At 40.6% G+C, this 17,475-nt stretch carries 15 protein-coding genes; 9 read left to right on the top strand and 6 right to left on the bottom strand.

Features of this window, described 5'->3' with window-relative positions; translation table 11 throughout:
* The first annotated feature begins 159 nt into the window (after positions 1-159).
* Entirely contained in the window at positions 160-1,950 is a 1,791-nt protein-coding gene (locus tag MMU07_RS11490; RefSeq protein ID WP_241126022.1) for an ABC transporter ATP-binding protein, read from the top strand.
* A gap of 57 nt (positions 1,951-2,007) precedes the next feature.
* Here the strand turns inward: MMU07_RS11490 and MMU07_RS11485 are convergent, their stop codons facing one another.
* The 5 genes from MMU07_RS11485 to MMU07_RS11465 form a co-directional block, all read right to left on the bottom strand.
* Positions 2,008-3,207: a redoxin domain-containing protein gene (locus MMU07_RS11485; RefSeq protein WP_241126021.1), complete on the bottom strand. Its 1,200-nt coding sequence runs from the start codon at positions 3,205-3,207 to the stop codon at positions 2,008-2,010.
* A 74-nt stretch (positions 3,208-3,281) separates the two neighbouring features.
* Complete coding sequence (locus MMU07_RS11480; RefSeq protein ID WP_241126020.1) at positions 3,282-4,418, bottom strand: DUF4221 family protein; 1,137 nt, start codon at positions 4,416-4,418, stop codon at positions 3,282-3,284.
* A gap of 168 nt (positions 4,419-4,586) precedes the next feature.
* Complete coding sequence (locus MMU07_RS11475; RefSeq protein ID WP_241126019.1) at positions 4,587-5,729, bottom strand: cysteine desulfurase family protein; 1,143 nt, start codon at positions 5,727-5,729, stop codon at positions 4,587-4,589.
* 158 nt (positions 5,730-5,887) lie between these two features.
* Positions 5,888-7,279 (bottom strand): phosphoglucosamine mutase, encoded by a 1,392-nt coding sequence (gene glmM, locus MMU07_RS11470; RefSeq protein ID WP_241126018.1) that lies wholly within the window; start codon positions 7,277-7,279, stop codon positions 5,888-5,890.
* Positions 7,280-7,338: 59 nt separating this feature from the next.
* Complete coding sequence (locus tag MMU07_RS11465; RefSeq protein WP_241126017.1) at positions 7,339-7,569, bottom strand: hypothetical protein; 231 nt, start codon at positions 7,567-7,569, stop codon at positions 7,339-7,341.
* Positions 7,570-7,639: 70 nt separating this feature from the next.
* Here MMU07_RS11465 and mazG point away from each other — a divergent pair, with 70 nt between their 5' ends.
* From mazG to MMU07_RS11445, 4 genes are all read left to right on the top strand, one after another.
* Positions 7,640-8,440 carry a nucleoside triphosphate pyrophosphohydrolase gene (gene mazG / locus MMU07_RS11460; RefSeq protein WP_241126016.1) on the top strand — a complete coding sequence of 267 codons (801 nt, stop codon included), beginning with the start codon at positions 7,640-7,642 and terminating at the stop codon, positions 8,438-8,440.
* A 340-nt stretch (positions 8,441-8,780) separates the two neighbouring features.
* Entirely contained in the window at positions 8,781-9,692 is a 912-nt protein-coding gene (locus MMU07_RS11455) for a hypothetical protein (RefSeq protein ID WP_241126015.1), read from the top strand.
* Positions 9,693-9,757: 65 nt separating this feature from the next.
* Positions 9,758-10,540 (top strand): CHAD domain-containing protein, encoded by a 783-nt coding sequence (locus MMU07_RS11450; RefSeq protein WP_241126014.1) that lies wholly within the window; start codon positions 9,758-9,760, stop codon positions 10,538-10,540.
* Between the two features lie 57 nt (positions 10,541-10,597).
* A complete protein-coding gene (locus tag MMU07_RS11445; RefSeq protein WP_241126013.1) occupies positions 10,598-11,980 on the top strand; it encodes a methyltransferase RsmF C-terminal domain-like protein in 1,383 nt (460 codons plus the stop codon).
* A gap of 158 nt (positions 11,981-12,138) precedes the next feature.
* On the opposite strand, the gene hflX is transcribed toward MMU07_RS11445, so the two are convergent.
* The gene (hflX, locus tag MMU07_RS11440; protein ID WP_241126012.1) at positions 12,139-13,404 is read right to left on the bottom strand and encodes a GTPase HflX; all 1,266 of its coding nucleotides are present in this window, start codon (positions 13,402-13,404) and stop codon (positions 12,139-12,141) included.
* A gap of 228 nt (positions 13,405-13,632) precedes the next feature.
* On the opposite strand from hflX, the gene rfbC reads away from it, so the two are divergent.
* The 4 genes from rfbC to MMU07_RS11420 all read left to right on the top strand — a co-directional run bounded on the left by rfbC (position 13,633) and on the right by MMU07_RS11420 (position 17,472).
* Positions 13,633-14,184: a dTDP-4-dehydrorhamnose 3,5-epimerase gene (gene rfbC / locus MMU07_RS11435; RefSeq protein WP_241126011.1), complete on the top strand. Its 552-nt coding sequence runs from the start codon at positions 13,633-13,635 to the stop codon at positions 14,182-14,184.
* Positions 14,184-14,936 (top strand): tyrosine-protein phosphatase, encoded by a 753-nt coding sequence (locus MMU07_RS11430; protein ID WP_241126010.1) that lies wholly within the window; start codon positions 14,184-14,186, stop codon positions 14,934-14,936. Before rfbC ends, MMU07_RS11430 begins: the two co-directional genes overlap by 1 nt.
* Positions 14,933-15,898 (top strand): SDR family NAD(P)-dependent oxidoreductase, encoded by a 966-nt coding sequence (locus MMU07_RS11425; RefSeq protein WP_241126009.1) that lies wholly within the window; start codon positions 14,933-14,935, stop codon positions 15,896-15,898. Before MMU07_RS11430 ends, MMU07_RS11425 begins: the two co-directional genes overlap by 4 nt.
* Positions 15,899-16,044: 146 nt before the next feature.
* On the top strand, positions 16,045-17,472 hold the full coding sequence (locus MMU07_RS11420) for a tetratricopeptide repeat protein (protein WP_241126008.1): 1,428 nt from the start codon (positions 16,045-16,047) through the stop codon (positions 17,470-17,472).
* Positions 17,473-17,475: the final 3 nt, after the last annotated feature.

Here is a 17,475-nt window from a genome sequence, read left to right as displayed (position 1 = left end):
TTTTATAAAAATACACAACTTGTAATTGGACTGCCAGCCTATTTTCAAAATAAATATTCCAACAGTCAGGTTCTCTCCCTGAAAATCTGATCTTTTATCTTCGGTCTACGGGCATATTGTTTAGATTTGCAGGTTAGGAATTCAGAATTAAAAGTATCCATGGCAAAAAAGAGAGGCAATGCCCTTGAAGAGCACGAAAAGCGCAAGCTAAACAAACAGAATCTGAGTAAGCTTGGGGGGATTTTTAGGTTCATCTTACCTTACAAATTGAATTTTTTTCTGGGGATGCTTTTCCTCATATTTTCAAGTCTTACACTTTTGACTTTTCCCTATGTGGCGGGAAAACTCATCGATACAGCTTCAGGGAAAAGGTGGTTGGTAGATGATATCAATGGGATTGCCTTTATCCTTCTTGGAATATTATTGGTTCAGAGTATTTTTTCTTTTTTCAGGGTATGGCTTTTTGCCAAAGTATCCGAGCGCAGTATGCGGGACATCAGGATTTCATTGTACAGCCAATTGGTACAGTTGCCGATGACCTTTTTTGACAAAAGAAGAACCGGAGAATTGATCAGTAGGATCACGGCAGATGTCAGCATGTTGCAGGATACTTTCTCGACAACTTTGGCTGAACTCCTGAGACAAATCATCACTTTGGTAGCTGGTGTGATTTTCCTGATGATGACCACGCCCAAACTGACGCTATTTATGTTGGCGACATTCCCGGTTTTGGTGATCATTGCGATGGTCTTTGGGAAGTTTATCCGCAAACTCTCCAAAGAAACCCAAGATGAACTTGCTGCTGCCAATGTGATTGTGGAAGAGACATTACAGTCCATCATGACTGTCAAATCCTTTGCTGGTGAGGAATACGAATCCAACAGGTATAGAAAAGGATTGAATAAAGTCGTGGCTGTGGCCCTGAAAGCCGCGGGATTCCGAGGCGCTTTTATCTCCTTTATCATCTTTGCCTTGTTTGGCGGCATCGTAGCGGTGATGTGGTACGGCGCGACATTAGTGGCTTCAGGAGACATGAGCGTGGGAGATTTGGTTTCATTTGTACTCTATACCACATTTATCGGTGGGTCGATTGCAGGCTTGGGAGACATTTATGGCCAACTACAAAAAGCCATAGGATCGTCTGAGCGGGTTTTGGAGATCCTGGGCGAAACACCCGAAGTCTCCACGGCAGATTTCCAAAAAGTCCCGATGGAGGGAAAAGTAAGCTTCCGGGGTGTACGGTTTTCTTATCCTACACGTCCCGAAATGGAAGTACTCAAAAGCATAGACTTTGAAATCCCTGCCGGAGAAAAAGTCGCTTTGGCAGGTCAAAGCGGAGCCGGCAAGTCTACCATTATCCAGCTTTTGTTGAAGTTTTACCCGATAGACAAAGGTCAGATTTTGATTGATGGCAAATCAATCGACACCTGGAATCTGAAGCAACTCCGATCCAACATCGGAATCGTCCCACAGGAAGTGCTGTTATTTGGCGGAAGCATCAAAGAAAATATTGCTTACGCCAAGCCCGATGCTTCAGAGGAAGAAATCATCGAAGCCGCCAAAAAAGCAAATGCCTGGCAGTTTATCAGCAAATTTCCGGAAGGAATGGAAACCAAAGTCGGTGAGCGGGGAATCAAACTTTCCGGTGGACAGCGTCAGCGTGTGGCCATTGCCCGGGCCATCCTGAAGGATCCTGCAATTTTGATTTTGGATGAAGCGACCTCCTCTTTGGATGCTGAATCTGAGGCATTGGTACAGGAGGCATTGGATGAACTGATGAAAAACAGGACGACCATTATCATCGCCCACCGCTTATCGACGATCCGCAAGGTGGACAGGATTTATGTACTCAAGGAAGGGGAAATTGTCGAAGAAGGAACCCACGAACAACTGGCTTTGCAGGAAGATGGGTTTTATGCCAATCTGGTGAGGTTGCAATTTGCAGAGTAGAACCTTTTCCAAAGTTTGGAACTTTGGAAAAGGTTTCTATTTCAATTTTCCAAAACCTTAATCCTTATACAACACCAATACGTCAATTTCCCTTGACTCTTTTTTGATTGCCAAGCCTAAACTTTTCAAGGCATCGATAAGGCTTTGGGGATTTTCCGGTTCAAAATTCAGGTCAAAGAAATAGGTGCCATTGAGATTGGTTACGTTCACTACAGGTAAGCCTAAAACATTAAAACTTTCAAGATATTCGGCCAAATCATTCAAGGAAGCTCCCTCACTTTGAAAGGTACCGCTTCGCCCGCTGTAGGAGCTATATTCTTTCGATTCTATCAGGTTTGCCTGACCTTTTGAATACAAAGCGATTACCTCGGTGGTTCGTTTTTCAAGTTTCCCTTTTATCTCAAACCATTCAGTAAGCCCTTTTGCAAAATACTCATGAAGGTAAGGTTCACTTCCTTTCGACACAATCACGTCCACGCTATATAGGTTTCCAGGTTTATAGGCTACCAATTCCTGATCAATTAAATACTCTAACCTCATGGAGCTTTTTTGAAATGCCATCCTATAAAGTCCTTCTATTGAGAAATTATGGGCTGTTATTCTTCTATTAGCAAATGTTCCTTGATTTGGAAATTTGGAAAAAGTGGGAACACCTTCGAATTCCTTTTGGATCACAAAATATTGATCTATATCCTCGGCCACTTCAAAAAAATCATGGCTGGGATCAAAACCTACCTGCTCCTGTTTTAATGGCAAAATAGGTTTTTCTCCATCCAATAAGTCCCTGATTGTTTTTTCTGTGATTTGATCTGGGGAAGTGATTGCGATTACTTCACCGTACTTATCAATCAAAACTGTGTGCGGGATAATCCTGTGGGGGAAATATTTCTGCAGATTCTTCTCTTTATCTGATACAAAGGAAAAACCGAAGGGCCTGTTCACCATAAATTTTTTAATTCTTTCCGGACTTTCATCACTGACGGCGAGCACCAGAATTTCAGAAGGAAAAGTCTTTTGGAGACTTTCCAAATGCGGCATTCCCGCAATACAAGGTCCGCACCATGTCGCCCAAAAGTCGATCAGAATGATTTTTCCGGTTTGATTTTCAAATTTCTTTACTTCATCAGTCTTAAGATCAATTACTTCGAAAGAAGGGATCTTATCTCCCAAACCTATCTTTTGGGAGATGGAAAAGTGACTAAAAAGTGTAAAAGCAAGAGTCAGGCAAACAAATTTCACTCTCGTGTATGGGTTCATAAATGGGTCTTTGGTAAACAATAGCGGGTAGGTATTTAAAAAAGATATGAGCGATTCTTGAATTTCACAAGCAATCAATTTTCTAAAACTTTTATCCTTATAAAACCCAATTCATCATTGAGATTTTCGTGGATCCATATTGCTCCGTCTTTGAAAAAAGTAGTAACCGGCGATTTGGTAAATCCATCCAACTTCCTCTCCCACAGCATATTCAGTTCCTCATCAAAAACAGTCAAAAATACATCGGCTTTATAGGTTTCTACACCTTCAGGTCTTGGTAATGAAATGCTTGAAAGCCTGTAAAATCTTTTCGTAATAGGATCCCAATTCAACTTTCCGAATTCGATTTGTTCATTCAACTTGATTGCTCCTGCCATAAATTCTTGTATCGTACCCACTTCAACCTTTTCATTTGGAGTTTTTTGATTGGGAGTAAGTTTACTTTCAAAGGTCTTAACAGAAATAGATTCTGATTTTGGATCATAAACGATTACCTCATTTATGGTGTTATTGGCAATAAGAATTTTTTTATCCCAAATACCCATAGTTACCAAAGGTGCTTTTAGGGATCTTGCATTTCCATTTTTCCAAAGCACTCTGAAATTCTTTAACTTTTCCAATTGGGGGATTTCAATTCTCTTCAATGTTTTGGTACTGGTATTGACCAATCCAATGGTGGTAATGTTTTGGCCAAAAGTTTCAATCATGGTATATAACTCCTTGTGCCCGTCAATGAACAAAAAATCCGGATACAAACTTTCATTACTCTTTAAACTGTCACTTTCTAATCTATCCTTCACTAAATTGAATTCAAAAGTTTTCTCGCCATTTAGATTTACAGCTACACAGGTCATATAATTAGAAAAGGCCAATTCCGAGTTGCCCAAGGCAAATAAGTAATTTGGGTAATCTCCAATTCTATTTGGTCCTTCTATTTCCAACTGAATTTTCCTATGAATTTCCAGTTTATCCAAATCAATCACCTCAACTTGGTAAGTATTTGGATCAAAATTATATAGGTACTTTTTGTCCTCAGATAAATCAAAAACAGACAAATATGTCCCTGCCATCAGCACTTCTCCTTTAGAATCAACTAGGACAGTGTCTATCTCCAAATTAATTTCACCAATTGCGCCTGTGGAGTTTTCATTATTATTTTTTGAACAGGATATAAGAATCAGTATTGCGACCAAAAGAAAGAGCTTATTCATTTATAAGAAGTTTGAGGAAAAATAAGGATCCATTTCAAATTATGGAAAATATAGTTAAAAAATAAAAGCCATGATTTGTTCATGGCTTTCTAAAATTATTGAAGAAGATAAGGTGAAGTCAGTGTCCCAAACCTTTCAACCTTAAAACTTTACAACCTTAAAACCCTTTTAAACCGTCACCCCATAGAGTTCTTTCAACTTCTCTACCGTGTAATCGATCTCTTCTTTGGTAGTGAATCTGCTGAAGGAAAACCTCACGGATTCTCTTTCGGGATCGTGGTTGATTGTACGGAGTACATGTGAACCGACAGTAGCACCGCTGCTGCAGGCCGAACCGCCCGAAGCCGATATCCCATGAAGGTCAAGGTTGAAAAGCAACATGCCCCTGTTTTCTTCAGAAGGAGGCAGACTCACATTCAAAACTGTATAAAGACTTTTCTCAAAATCCGTTGAAAGCCCATTAAATCCGACTTCAGGAAGATGGTATTGGAGGGATTCCATAAAATGTTTTTTCAATCCTTCGATATGGGTGCGGTGTCCTGCCATGTCTTCATAGGCAAGTTCCAGGGCTTTGGCGATACCTACGATGCCGATGACATTTTCGGTACCTCCACGCATATTCCTTTCTTGCGCACCGCCGTGGATAAAAGGATGGATTTTCTTGTCTTTTCTTACATATAAAAAACCTGAGCCTTTTGGTCCGTGGAATTTGTGCCCACCGGCCACGATGGCATCTACGGGAAGGTTTTTGAGGTCATGGACAAAATGTCCCATGGTCTGCACGGTGTCCGAATGGAAGAAAGCCCCATATTCTTTTGTCATACCACCGATGGCAGCCAAGTCATTGATGTTTCCGATTTCATTGTTGGCATGCATCAGAGAGACTAAAGAATTTGGATTCGCCTGAAGCAATTCCCTGAGTTGGTCATGGTTGATTTCTCCTTTATTATTGACATCCAAAAGGCTGAGCTTTACCTTTCCTTTTTTGGCACAATCCTCCAAAGTATGCAAGACGGCATGGTGCTCTATCGGGGAAGTGATGGCATGCTTGATCCCGTGAGTTTCTATGCCGCAGACGAGTGCAGTATTGTCAGCTTCTGTCCCGCCTGAGGTAAAAAATATTTCAGCAGGAGAGGCATTGAGCAATTCCGCTACTTTCTTTCTCGCCTTTTCGATGGCAGACCGGACTTCCCTTCCATGGCTGTGGACGGATGAAGGATTGCCATAATGCTGTTTCAGAAAAGGAAGCATGGCCTCGATCACGCGGTCGTCCATGGCAGTGGTGGCGGCATTGTCTAAATAAACTCTCATTTTCTTCTATTTGGGCTGGGTATTGGGTATTAATTTAAAATCGTCGCCAATGGGACGGATTTGCAGTTCTGTGGACTGTGGACTGTCGTCAGTGGATGAGTTTCCGCATTCAATCAATCCTTTCCAATCCCACATTTAACTTTGCGGAAACTTCAATTTCATTTTGAACTAGTCACCACTTCTTTGATATCAAGAATGATTTTATTGGCCAAGTGGTCAGCAGTAGCTTGACTTTCGGACTCAGAATAAATCCTGATGATGGGTTCTGTATTTGATTTTCTCAAATGCACCCATTCTTTGTCAAACTCTATCTTGACACCATCAATGTCATTGATCGGCTGCTTTTTATATTTCTTTTTGACTTCTTCGAGGATCTTGTCCACGTTGATTTCGGGAGTCAGTTCAATTTTGTTTTTAGAAATATGGTAGTTGGGATAGCTCGCTCTCAGTCTGGAGATTGTCTTGCCAAACTTGGCCAAATGCGTCAAAAACAAACCAATTCCCACCAATGCATCACGTCCATAATGGGATTCCGGATAGATGACTCCGCCATTGCCTTCCCCACCGATGATGGCATTTGTCTCTTTCATTTTATTGACGACGTTGACTTCGCCAACAGCCGCGGCGTGGTAATGTCCGCCTCTTTTTTCGGTGACGTCTCTCAATGCCCTGGTAGAACTCAGGTTGGAAACGGTATTGCCGGGAGTTTGCGAAAGCACGTAATCTGCCACAGCCACCAAGGTGTATTCCTCCCCAAAAGGACTTCCGTCTTCATTCATAAAGCAAAGTCTGTCCACATCAGGATCTACGACGATGCCTAGGTCATATTTGCCTTTTTGAAGCTTATCGGCAATGTCCCTGAGATTTTCAGGAAGAGGTTCGGGATTATGGGGAAAATGTCCGTCAGGAGTACAATACATTTCCTCGATATCTTCCACACCAAGTGCCCTCAGTAGTTTTGGTAGAGCAATGCCTCCTGTGGAATTGACACAATCAATGACCACTTTGAACTTCTTGGCGGCTATGGCTTCTTTATCAACAAGCTTCAGACCAAGAACATGCTGTACATGTCGGTCAATGTAATCGTCGATCTGAATGTATTTGCCAAGTTTTTTGACTTCCGCAAAAGAGAAGTTTTCTTTTTCTGCGCTATCCAAAATGGATTTTCCTTCCAGGTCTGAAATGAATTCGCCTTTGTCATTGAGCAGTTTCAGGGCATTCCATTGGATAGGATTATGACTTGCCGTAAGGATGATACCGCCTCCGGCTTTTTCCAAAGGAACAGCCAATTCTACAGTCGGGGTAGTGCTGAGGCCAAGGTCGATCACATCAATTCCCAAACCTTGAAGCGTCGCGGCTACAAGTTTGGAAACCATTTCACCTGAGATCCTTGCATCCCTGCCGATGACAACTTTCGGATTTTTTGTTTGGGTGATTACCCAACTGCCATAGGCCGAAGTAAATTTGACAACATCCAAAGGAGTCAGTCCCTCACCGGGTTTGCCTCCGATAGTACCTCTGATACCGGAAATAGATTTGATTAAAGCCACATTGAAGAGTTTTAAATGCTAATTGAAAAATCCCGAAAATTCCGGGAAGTGAAAAATTTTTATTTGAATTTGGCCAAAACTTTGTCCACTTCATTGTCTGGATTGCCACAGGAACTGTTTGCATCTACTGTTTTGCCACAATAGCCACAAGTTCCTCCGTCTTTGTTCAAGAATGGATTTTGTGAAGCGCAAGTTCCTTTGAACTCACCTTTTTTGAGGAAAATGAGCCTTACAGACATCAATACAAAGAACAATGCCAAGAATCCCAAAGTCAAATACAAGGTTGCCATATCAATATAATTTGCGCAAATTTACGTAATACTTTGAAAACGTCCTCACTTTCCGGTTAGTTTCCCGCATATGTCTGATTTATCTTTAAGAAAAACCCAACTACAATCTTTTGATAGGCTGTTGACCATCATGGACGAGCTCCGAGAGCAATGTCCATGGGACAGAAAGCAGACCCTTGAGAGCCTCAGACACCTCACTATTGAAGAAACTTTTGAATTGTCAGACGCTATCCTTGAAAATAACCTAGAAGAAATCAAAAAGGAGTTGGGGGACATTCTCCTCCATATTGTTTTCTATGCCAAAATCGGCTCCGAAAAAGAAGCCTTCGATATCGGAACAGTCATTGACAGCCTTTGTGAAAAGTTGATCCGCCGACATCCCCACATCTATGGAGACACCGTGGCCAAAGATGAGGAAACCGTCAAACAAAACTGGGAGAAAATCAAACTCAGTGAAAAAGGAAATACGTCTGTTCTCGGCGGTGTACCGAAGTCCCTTCCGGCTTTGATTAAGGCCATGAGGATCCAGGAAAAGGCACGTGGAGTTGGGTTTGATTGGGAAGAAAAGCATCAGGTATGGGAAAAAGTGGAAGAGGAAATGCAGGAATTCAAGGCAGAATTCAACACCTTGGAGGGACAGGAAATTGACAAAACAAAGGCAACAGGGGAGTTTGGAGATTTACTTTTTTCACTGATCAACTACGCAAGGTTTATCGATATCAATCCTGAAGAAGCATTGGAACGGACCAACCTCAAGTTTATCAAACGCTTCCAATACCTCGAAAATGCTGCGAAATCAGCAGGAAGGAAAATAGAAGACATGAGCCTGGCCGAAATGGATATTTATTGGGAAGAAGCGAAAAAGCTGTGATTGGAATTCCCTGCGTTGCCCAAATTTCGATTTTGGGAGAATTGGTTTGTCTAATAGAAGAAAATAATGTCTTGGAAATAAGTATAAAAGTCAAACTCGAAGTCAAATTTTAAAAGATTTAAGAGCCAACGTGTTTTTCAATTTATTGCCAATTCAAACTAAATCACCTATGTCAACCTGGCTATAACCACATTTTTTTGGAGGTAAAACACAAGTACTTATATTCAAAATAATATTTGGTTTTTTTGATTTTTTTAAGTTATTTCATCTGATTTTAAGATGCGATCACCCCTCCATGTTAATCTAAAACTCTTCAATTCAAAGTTCAATTTTCATTCTCATGAAATGTTTTAGACTCATTGTTCTATTGGCTATTTTGCCATTTGCCTTTACCATCACTGTAAAAGCCCAAAACCGAACTTTCCGCGATTTGGATCTTCAGATTCAGTCTGCGGTCAGTAACGGGGAGTGGTTAAGAGTGCTTGAACTCGCAAAGTCACAAATCAAATCCGACGTCGACCGTGCAGAGGGCTATTACTATTCAGCCCTTGCCTTCTACCAGCTTGGGAAAAATAAGATGGCAAAGCCTTATATGACTCACTTGAGAAAAATGGACCAAACGGAATTGGATATCAAAGTGAGGGAATTGAACGACAAACTGAATTCAGGTGAAAACAATGGAATAAAAGAGACTTTCTTTTTGAACTATGATCCTAGAAAAGGGATAAGGCTTTATGACAGGTCATTTATTTCTTTTTCATACGATTCCAGGGTCCCATTTGGTATAGCCCTTGGAAGCATCAACCACCACGGGATAGCCACTTATCTTCAAATCAGAGGCAATACAGAAATATTTACCAAAACCGGAGAAATTACTGTAAGAAGCAATGGGAATATTTATGGTACGCAAAACAAAGTCTCTGAGTCAACCGGAAAGATAAGAGAAGGAACAGCAGAATTGACCATGGGGGTTACATGGAAGATACACCAACCCTTATGGATGTACGCAGGAACGGGACTCAATCACACTAGAGAATTTTGGGAAATAATTGTTTTTGAAGAAAATGGAAGCAGTATGGGTCAATTTTGGGGAAGAAATACTGAAATCAACCTCAATCAATCTGTAGTAGAAAGCGGCATCATTTTGGATTTTAATGGTTTGAACCTCCGTGGGGGAATGAGTATGGTGGGATTTGACGTATCGAGGCTTCGCTACAATATTGGAGTAGGAATTTCTTTCAAAAGGAAATAGGATGTCCTATTTCCCAAAAAAAATTAAATAGCTGTATATTCAAATCAGAATCAAAAAATGAACAATTGAAAAAAGGTATCCAAAAAAAATATTTGAAAGAAAGGATAAATGGAGTGGCTGATAATTTATCCCTCTTTATCAAAGACCAAAATCCCCAAAACCTGCATCAAATGAGGGTAGAGGTCAAAAAAGCCCATTCCCTTTTGAAACTTCAGGAATTCACAAATCCCGATACCAAAACCGTTTATTTTTTTCGCCCGGTAAGGAAATTTTTTAAAGCAGGAGGGCTGATCAGAGAAGCCCAATTAACCCTTGAAAATCTGGATTCAATTTCTATTCAGGATGAAAAAATGCGGCATCTTCTTCAAATCACTTTAGAGAAAGAAACCAAAACTTTCCTTTTCGAAGCAAGGGATTTTGGAAATCATCTAAAAAAAAGCGTGGAAAAAACCTTGAAAAAGGTGGAAGCAGTGTCGGACAAAAAGGTGATGGCTTTTTTCCGGGCCCATTTGAAGCTGACCGGTAAAGGTTTGAAAAGAAAACTTTTTATAAAACACCTCCATGAAAGTCGAAAATCTCTAAAGGTTTTGATTCACATCCATGAATTATCGGCAAATTACCAAATCGGAGAGTTGCAACTCAACTGGCCCTATCTTGACCTTCTTCAAGAGAAAATCGGAAAATGGCACGACATGCACCGGACAGAATTTTGGATGAAAAAGAACAAGGCAAATAAAAGTAGCCTCAAAATTATCCACGCCATACTACAGGAACAATTGGCCGAAATCAGGGAACTTAAAAAGGATTTTGAAATAAAAGTTTTGAATTTAAATGGGAACGGTAACTAGTCAAGAATGAAATTCCTCCCGTTCCAGGTTAATTCTTACTTTTGTTAAAAAACAACAATGTCTCAAATCAACCTTCCCAAAGCATTCGAGTCCCAAATGAAATCCTATCTGGGCGGAAATGAATTCAGGGAATTTGCCAAGGCATTGGAAAATGAACCAAGGGTATCCATTCGGGTCAACAGACATAAAACTCAAACCCACCCTGAAAACAGCATTCAAGTTCCATGGAATGAGGATGGGTATTTTTTGGATGAAAGGCCTTCATTTACTTTAGATCCGCTTTTTCATGCAGGATGTTATTATGTCCAAGAAGCCTCCTCGATGTTTATCCAGCATGTACTAAGGAATATTGAGGCTCCCCAAGACGGCATTTATCTGGATCTCGCTGCCGCACCCGGCGGCAAATCTACTTTACTGAGTAGCTATTTGGGAAACAACGGTTTTTTGGTAGCCAATGAAGTCATCAAATCCCGGGCAAGTATTCTCAAAGAAAACATCATCAAATGGGGAATCGGAAATACCCTCGTCACCCAAAATGACCCTGAGCATTTTGGGGATTTGGCCGGTTTTTTTGATTTGGTATTGGTAGATGCTCCCTGTTCGGGCGAAGGGATGTTTCGCAAAGATCCGGATGCCTTGTCGGAATGGTCAGCAGATCACGTGACACTTTGTGCGGCAAGACAGGAAAGAATCATGGACCATGCCGGCTCATTTGTCAAAGGTGGCGGCTACCTGATTTACAGCACCTGTACTTTCAACGAAAAGGAAAATGAAGAAATGATCAGGTTTATCATATCTGAATACGATTATGAACCTGTCAGAATTCCTTTGGATAGTGCTTGGGGAATTGTGGAGTCGGAAGTTGGTATCGATGGAAGCAGTTTTTTTGGGTACCGATTTTTCCCACACCGTGTCGAAGGAGAGGGTTTTTTTATCACTGTCCTCAAAAGACCCGAAAGCTCTTTGGTACACCAACCAAAAAGGACCAAAGATTTCAAGCATCCTTATATCAAGCCAGTTGGAAAACAAGAAGCAGAAAAGCTGATGGTTCAATTGGGGTTACCCGATTACAGTTGCTTTTACAATCTTCAGGATAGCTATTTTTGGGTTAACAAAGATTTTCAGCAGCATTTTGAATACCTGTGCAGGTTTTTGAATATCCGGTATTTTGGAGTAGAACTTGGCAAAATCAACAAGCAGCAATTTATCCCCAACCATGAATTGGCTGTAAGTATTTTGCCGAAATCAGGGTTTTTGACTTATGACCTTGACTTGAAGGAGGCCTTGGATTATTTGAGAAAAGAGGATATTCCAGTTAAGGATTTTCCGGAGGGTTGGGTTTTGGTGACTTTTAAAAACATGCCTTTGGGTTGGCTTAAAAACCTTGGCAACCGGACCAACAATTACTATCCAAAAGATTGGCGGATCAGGATGAAGTAAATTATTAGGGCTTCATTTTTAAATTATGCGTCAATGAAACGTTGCCAATTGAATATATGGTGTAAAGGAAAAAGTCCCGCTACTTCCAACTTCGGTCTTCCGTCACTTAGCAATGGGGGAATGCGTTTCAGGCATGAATTCAGGAATCTACATTTAAGTTAACCTTCCCCCTCAAACTTTGACATGTCCACCACCTCATCTTCAAGGTAATGAGGGTAGATTTTGAGATGTTGTTTTCTGACTTCTTTTGTCAAAGAATCTCTGAATCCCTCCACGTTGGTCCCTTCAAAGGCTGCCATAAACACAGGAGCAATTCCGTATTTCTTTTGATAAGCAACAGCCAATTTTTGAAAATCCAGGTACTTACTTTCTGCAACTTCCAACTCTGTCATGTGCATCATTTCTTCCTCTGAAGGCATCTTGGGCACCAAGTCAACTTTGTTGAATACCAACAAAACCGGCTTATCACCTGCCCCGATCTCATTCAATGTGTTGTTGACGACATTGATATGGTCCTCAAAGTTGGGATGGGAGAGGTCCACTACATGCACAAGCAAATCTGCTTCCCGGATTTCATCCAAAGTTGACTTAAATGACTCTATCAGATGGGTTGGTAACTTTCGGATGAAACCTACGGTGTCTGAAAGTAGGAATGGAATATTTTCGTACACCACTTTCCTGACTGTGGAGTCTACGGTAGCAAAGAGCTTGTTTTCGGCCAAAATATCAGATTTTGTAATGAGGTTCATCAAAGTACTTTTACCTACATTGGTGTACCCTACCAAGGCAACCCTTACGATTCCCTTTCTCCCTTTTCTCTGTGTTGCACTCTGCTTTTCAATTTCCTTCAATTTTTCTTTGAGCAGGGTGATTTTATTCCTGATATCCCTTTTATCTGTTTCTATTTCTTTTTCACCGGCGCCACCTCTGGTTCCTGTTCCTCCCCGCTGTCTTTCCAAGTGGGTCCACATTCGTGTAAGCCTAGGTAAAAGGTATTGGAATCGTGCCAATTCAACTTGAGTTTTGGCTTGTGCAGTCTGCGCCCTATTTAGAAAAATATCCAAAATCAATAGAGAACGGTCGTAGACTTTAACCTTCAGTTCATTTTCAAGATTTCTCATTTGAGAGGGAGAGAGGTCATCATCAAAAATCACCATATCCACCTCAAAATGTGTCACATAGGCCCTTATTTCCTCCAACTTCCCTGTTCCTACAAATGTCCGCACATCGGGTCTCTCCAGCCTTTGGGTAAACTTATATACTGTTTTTGCACCGAGTGTCTCAGTCAAAAAAGCAAGCTCTTCGAGATATTCTTGTACCTGTTGTTCCGTTTGACCCTGACGAATCAGGGCAACCATCACGGCTGTTTCCTGTATCGGGGCAGTTTCAAATAATTTTTGGAATTTTCTTGAAATTTTACTCATACATTTTGGCAGTATAATAGAAAAAGGGAAGCAAACCGGAAATAGTTCCAATCAGGAATGTAGTACAAATTTAACATCCTAAGGACAATAAGCCTTATATTTGGAACATTAAAACCATGTGTTTGCCTATTATCCTGAATTTTATTCTCCTAATTTGATTCCGTTTTTGGAACTTTCCCTAATCTGTCATCGGATTCTTATTATCTTATTTATCTGTACCAACAAACAATGAAAGTAACAACCACCCCTATTGAGGGTCTATTTGAAATTTATCCTGTCATATTTAAAGACGAACGCGGTTATTTTTTCGAATCCTTCAAAAAAGAAGCTCTCCATACTCAGGGCATTGACAAAGATTGGGTGCAGGAAAACCAGTCATTCTCAAAGGCTGGCACAATTCGTGGGCTTCATTACCAGAATGAACCATATGCCCAAGCCAAACTGGTCAAAGTTATCAGCGGAAAGGTTCTTGACGTGGCAGTAGACCTCAGAAAAGGATCAAAAACCTATGGAAAGGTATTTAGCAAGGTTTTGGATGACCAAAACCACAACATGCTATATGTACCCGAAGGATTTGCCCATGGATTTTCGGTCTTGGAAGATGCAGTGTTTTCTTATAAATGTTCCAATTATTACAACAAATCAAGCGAAGGCGGAGTAATATGGAATGACCCGGTATTGAATATTGATTGGCAGGTGGATTCACCCATAATTTCTGCCAAAGACCAAATTCTTCCAACTTTCGAAGAATTTACAGAAATGACCAAAGGAGGACTATAATGGGATTATTTGATTTTTTGAAAGGTAAGACAAAAGAAAAACCACCAGAAAAGCTTGAATTGAGCTGGATGCAAGCTGACATGCATTCCCACTTGATACCGGGTATTGATGATGGCTCCAAATCCATCGAAGAATCTTTGGAGATGATCTCACGCTTGAAGGATTTTGGCATCAAGAAAATCGTGACCACGCCACACATCATGTCGGAGTTTTACAAAAATACCCCTGAAATTATTCTTGGGGGATTGGAAAAAGTAAAATCTGCACTTCATAGAGGGGCCATAGATATAGAAATCACTGCTGCGGCCGAATACTACCTGGATGAATTTTTTCTCGAAAAAGTCAGAAACGGAGAAAAACTGCTTACCGTCTACAAAAATCATGTGTTGGTAGAAACAGGATTTGTGTCAAAGCCACTCATGTTGGTTGAGATTTTTTTTGAAATGGAAATGAACGGATACAAACCTGTATTGGCGCATCCTGAGCGTTATCAATACCTGGCTCAGGACAAAAAATTACTCCATGAACTGATTGATCGTGATATTTATTTACAGCTGAATCTATTGTCTCTGACAGGTTTTTATTCGAGGCATGTGCAGGCATTTGCAGAATTGCTAGTAAAAGAAGGCAGGATCAAATACTTGGGTACTGATACACACAATCACCGTTACCTTGATGCCTTGGAAAACTTGCCACAGAGTAAGTATTACGATAAAATCCGGGAAATTCCCCTATTCAATACCCATTTATGAAAATTCTGATTACAGGAGCTACCGGACTTTTTGGAAGTTATCTTTCAAAAAAATTTGTAGAAGAAGGTGAGATTTTTGCCCTCAAAAGAGAGCACAGATCTAAAGGCCTATTGGAAAGAACAGATGCCCGGATCAATTGGGTGGACGGAGACATTTTGGATCCACTTTCTTTGGAAGAAGCAATGGAAGATATTGATCTTGTGATCCATTCGGCCGGGATGGTTTCCTTTAATCCCGGAGATGAAGATGAATTGATGAAAATCAATGTGACAGGTACAGCCAATGTCGTCAATGCGATGCTTGCAAAAGGTGTCAAAAAATTGATTCATATCAGTTCAGTTTCGGCATTGGGTAGAAGCGCGGAAGCCAAGGTATCTGACGAAAATACTCCTTGGGTTGAATCCAAACTCAATACGCCTTACGCCATCTCCAAATATCAGGCTGAATTAGAAGTATGGCGGGGTATGCAGGAGGGATTGGAAGCTTTGGTGGTTTTGCCTACCATTATTTTGGGAAAAGTCAGTGATGACAGAAGCAGCACACAGATCTATCACTATGTCTTGGAGCAAAGCAAATTTTATCCGGCCGGCACAGTCAATTTTATCGATATCCGGGATGCAGTCGAAATCACCTACCGGCTTTACAAAAAAAATCTTTGGGGAGAAAAATACATCCTTAACCAAGGCGCTGTAACCTATAAAGAGTTCTTTGAAACCATGGCCAAAGTCTTTGGAAAAAAAGCCCCATCTAAAAAAGTGAGCCCTTTTCAAATCAAACTTGCCATATTTTTTATTTGGATTGGAAGACTGATGGGATTGACCAAAAATCCACTCAACAGGCAGACAGCCATGCTGTCGCAACTGTCGATCACCATGGATAACAAAAAAGTACAGCAAGAAATCAACTTCAGATACCGTAGCTTGGAGGAAAGCTTCAAGTGGGCAAGGTCGAACGAAAAATAGGACAGGGGCGTTTATAGATTTGAAAATTCAAAATCCGCTCTTGGGTATTTTGGCTTGGATAGCATAGTTCCATAAAAAAATAATCAAAGAGTGATTTTGTACCAAGAAATAATTTGGTATCTTAAGTAAACTATTAAAAGAAACAGATGACCGGAGATTTTGATAACGATTGGGAAGAAGACAAAGAACTTGTAGAACGGTTTGAAAATTCACTTAAGTCCAATTTGGATCTTTATTTTGAAGAAGAAGAATTAGAAAACATTGTCCGGTTTTATTTTGACCAACAGAAATATGTAAAGGCTCTCAAGGCTTCTGCCCATGCTTTGGAGAAATTTCCATTTAGTGTGGAAATCAAGTTGCTCAAGGCACAATGTCTGATATTCAATGATGAGCTGGAAGAAGGATTGGAAATCCTTGAAAATCTCAATAACCTTTCTCCCAACAATGAGGATGTCGTTTTGGCTCTAAGTCAGGCCTTGATGATCAACAGCAATATCAAGGAAGCCATTGAATTGTTAGAGAGTTTTCTACCCTTGGCTGAAGACAAAGCTGAAGTATATTATACCCTCGGTAACCTCTATAAGGCCAACGAAAACAATGAAAAAGCCACTTTCTATTACAAAGAATGTGTCAAAATCCGGATCAACCATGAGGATGCTTTGTTTCAATTGGCGATGATCACCGAGGAGGAAGGTTCCTTTGATGAGATACTGGATTTTTATCAGGAATTTATAGATCAGGACCCTTACAGTCCGGGCGCATGGTATAACCTCGGGGTGGTGTATAATAGACTTGGAAGGTTTGAGGAAGCGATTCAGGCTTACGACTATGCACTGATAATAGATGATGCCTTTGCTTCTGCCTATTTCAATTTGGGTAATGCCTACATGAATACCAACCAATTTGAACTTGCGCTTGAAGCTTACCAAAATACCATCAACTGTGAGGGTGCAAATGCTGAAAACTGCTGCTATCTCGGTGCCGCATATGAAAAACTGGATCAGATTGACTTGGCTTTCAAAAATTTCAAAAAATCAGCCAAACTTGATCCCGAATATGACGATGCATGGTTTGGATTGGGCATGTGCATGCTCAAAAAAGAAAAATTCTTTGAGGCGATTCATTATTTCAAAAAAGCCATCAAACTCACCAAGGAAAATGCCACTTATTGGGTAGGCCTTGCAGATGCTGAATACAACCTAGGAAACCTCCAGGCAAGTTCGGAAGCTTATGAAGAGGCCATCACCCTAGAACCGGGCATTATCGAAACTTACGTCAATCTTTCGATTATTTATTTTGACCAAAATAGGTTTGAAGAGGCAGAAGACGTGATCAAAGAAGGGATTGAAGAATTGCCGGAAGAGTCAGAGCTTTATTACAGACTTGTAGTCTATCTGTTAAAATCAGCTAAATACAAGGAAGCCTTTTCATATTTAGAAAATGCATTAACTTTGGACTTTGGGAGACACACATTGTTGTATGATTTGATGCCGGAAATAAAACACCAAAAGGCTATTTTCAAAATTATCTCTCAATATAAGGATGCCGATACATCATCTAATCTAAACAATTAATTA

The sequence above is a fragment of the Cognataquiflexum nitidum genome, assembly GCF_022538055.1.
Lineage (GTDB): Bacteria > Bacteroidota > Bacteroidia > Cytophagales > Cyclobacteriaceae > Cognataquiflexum > Cognataquiflexum nitidum.
Note: the sequence above shows the minus strand (reverse complement) of the source record. Positions and strands in the feature narration are given on the sequence as shown.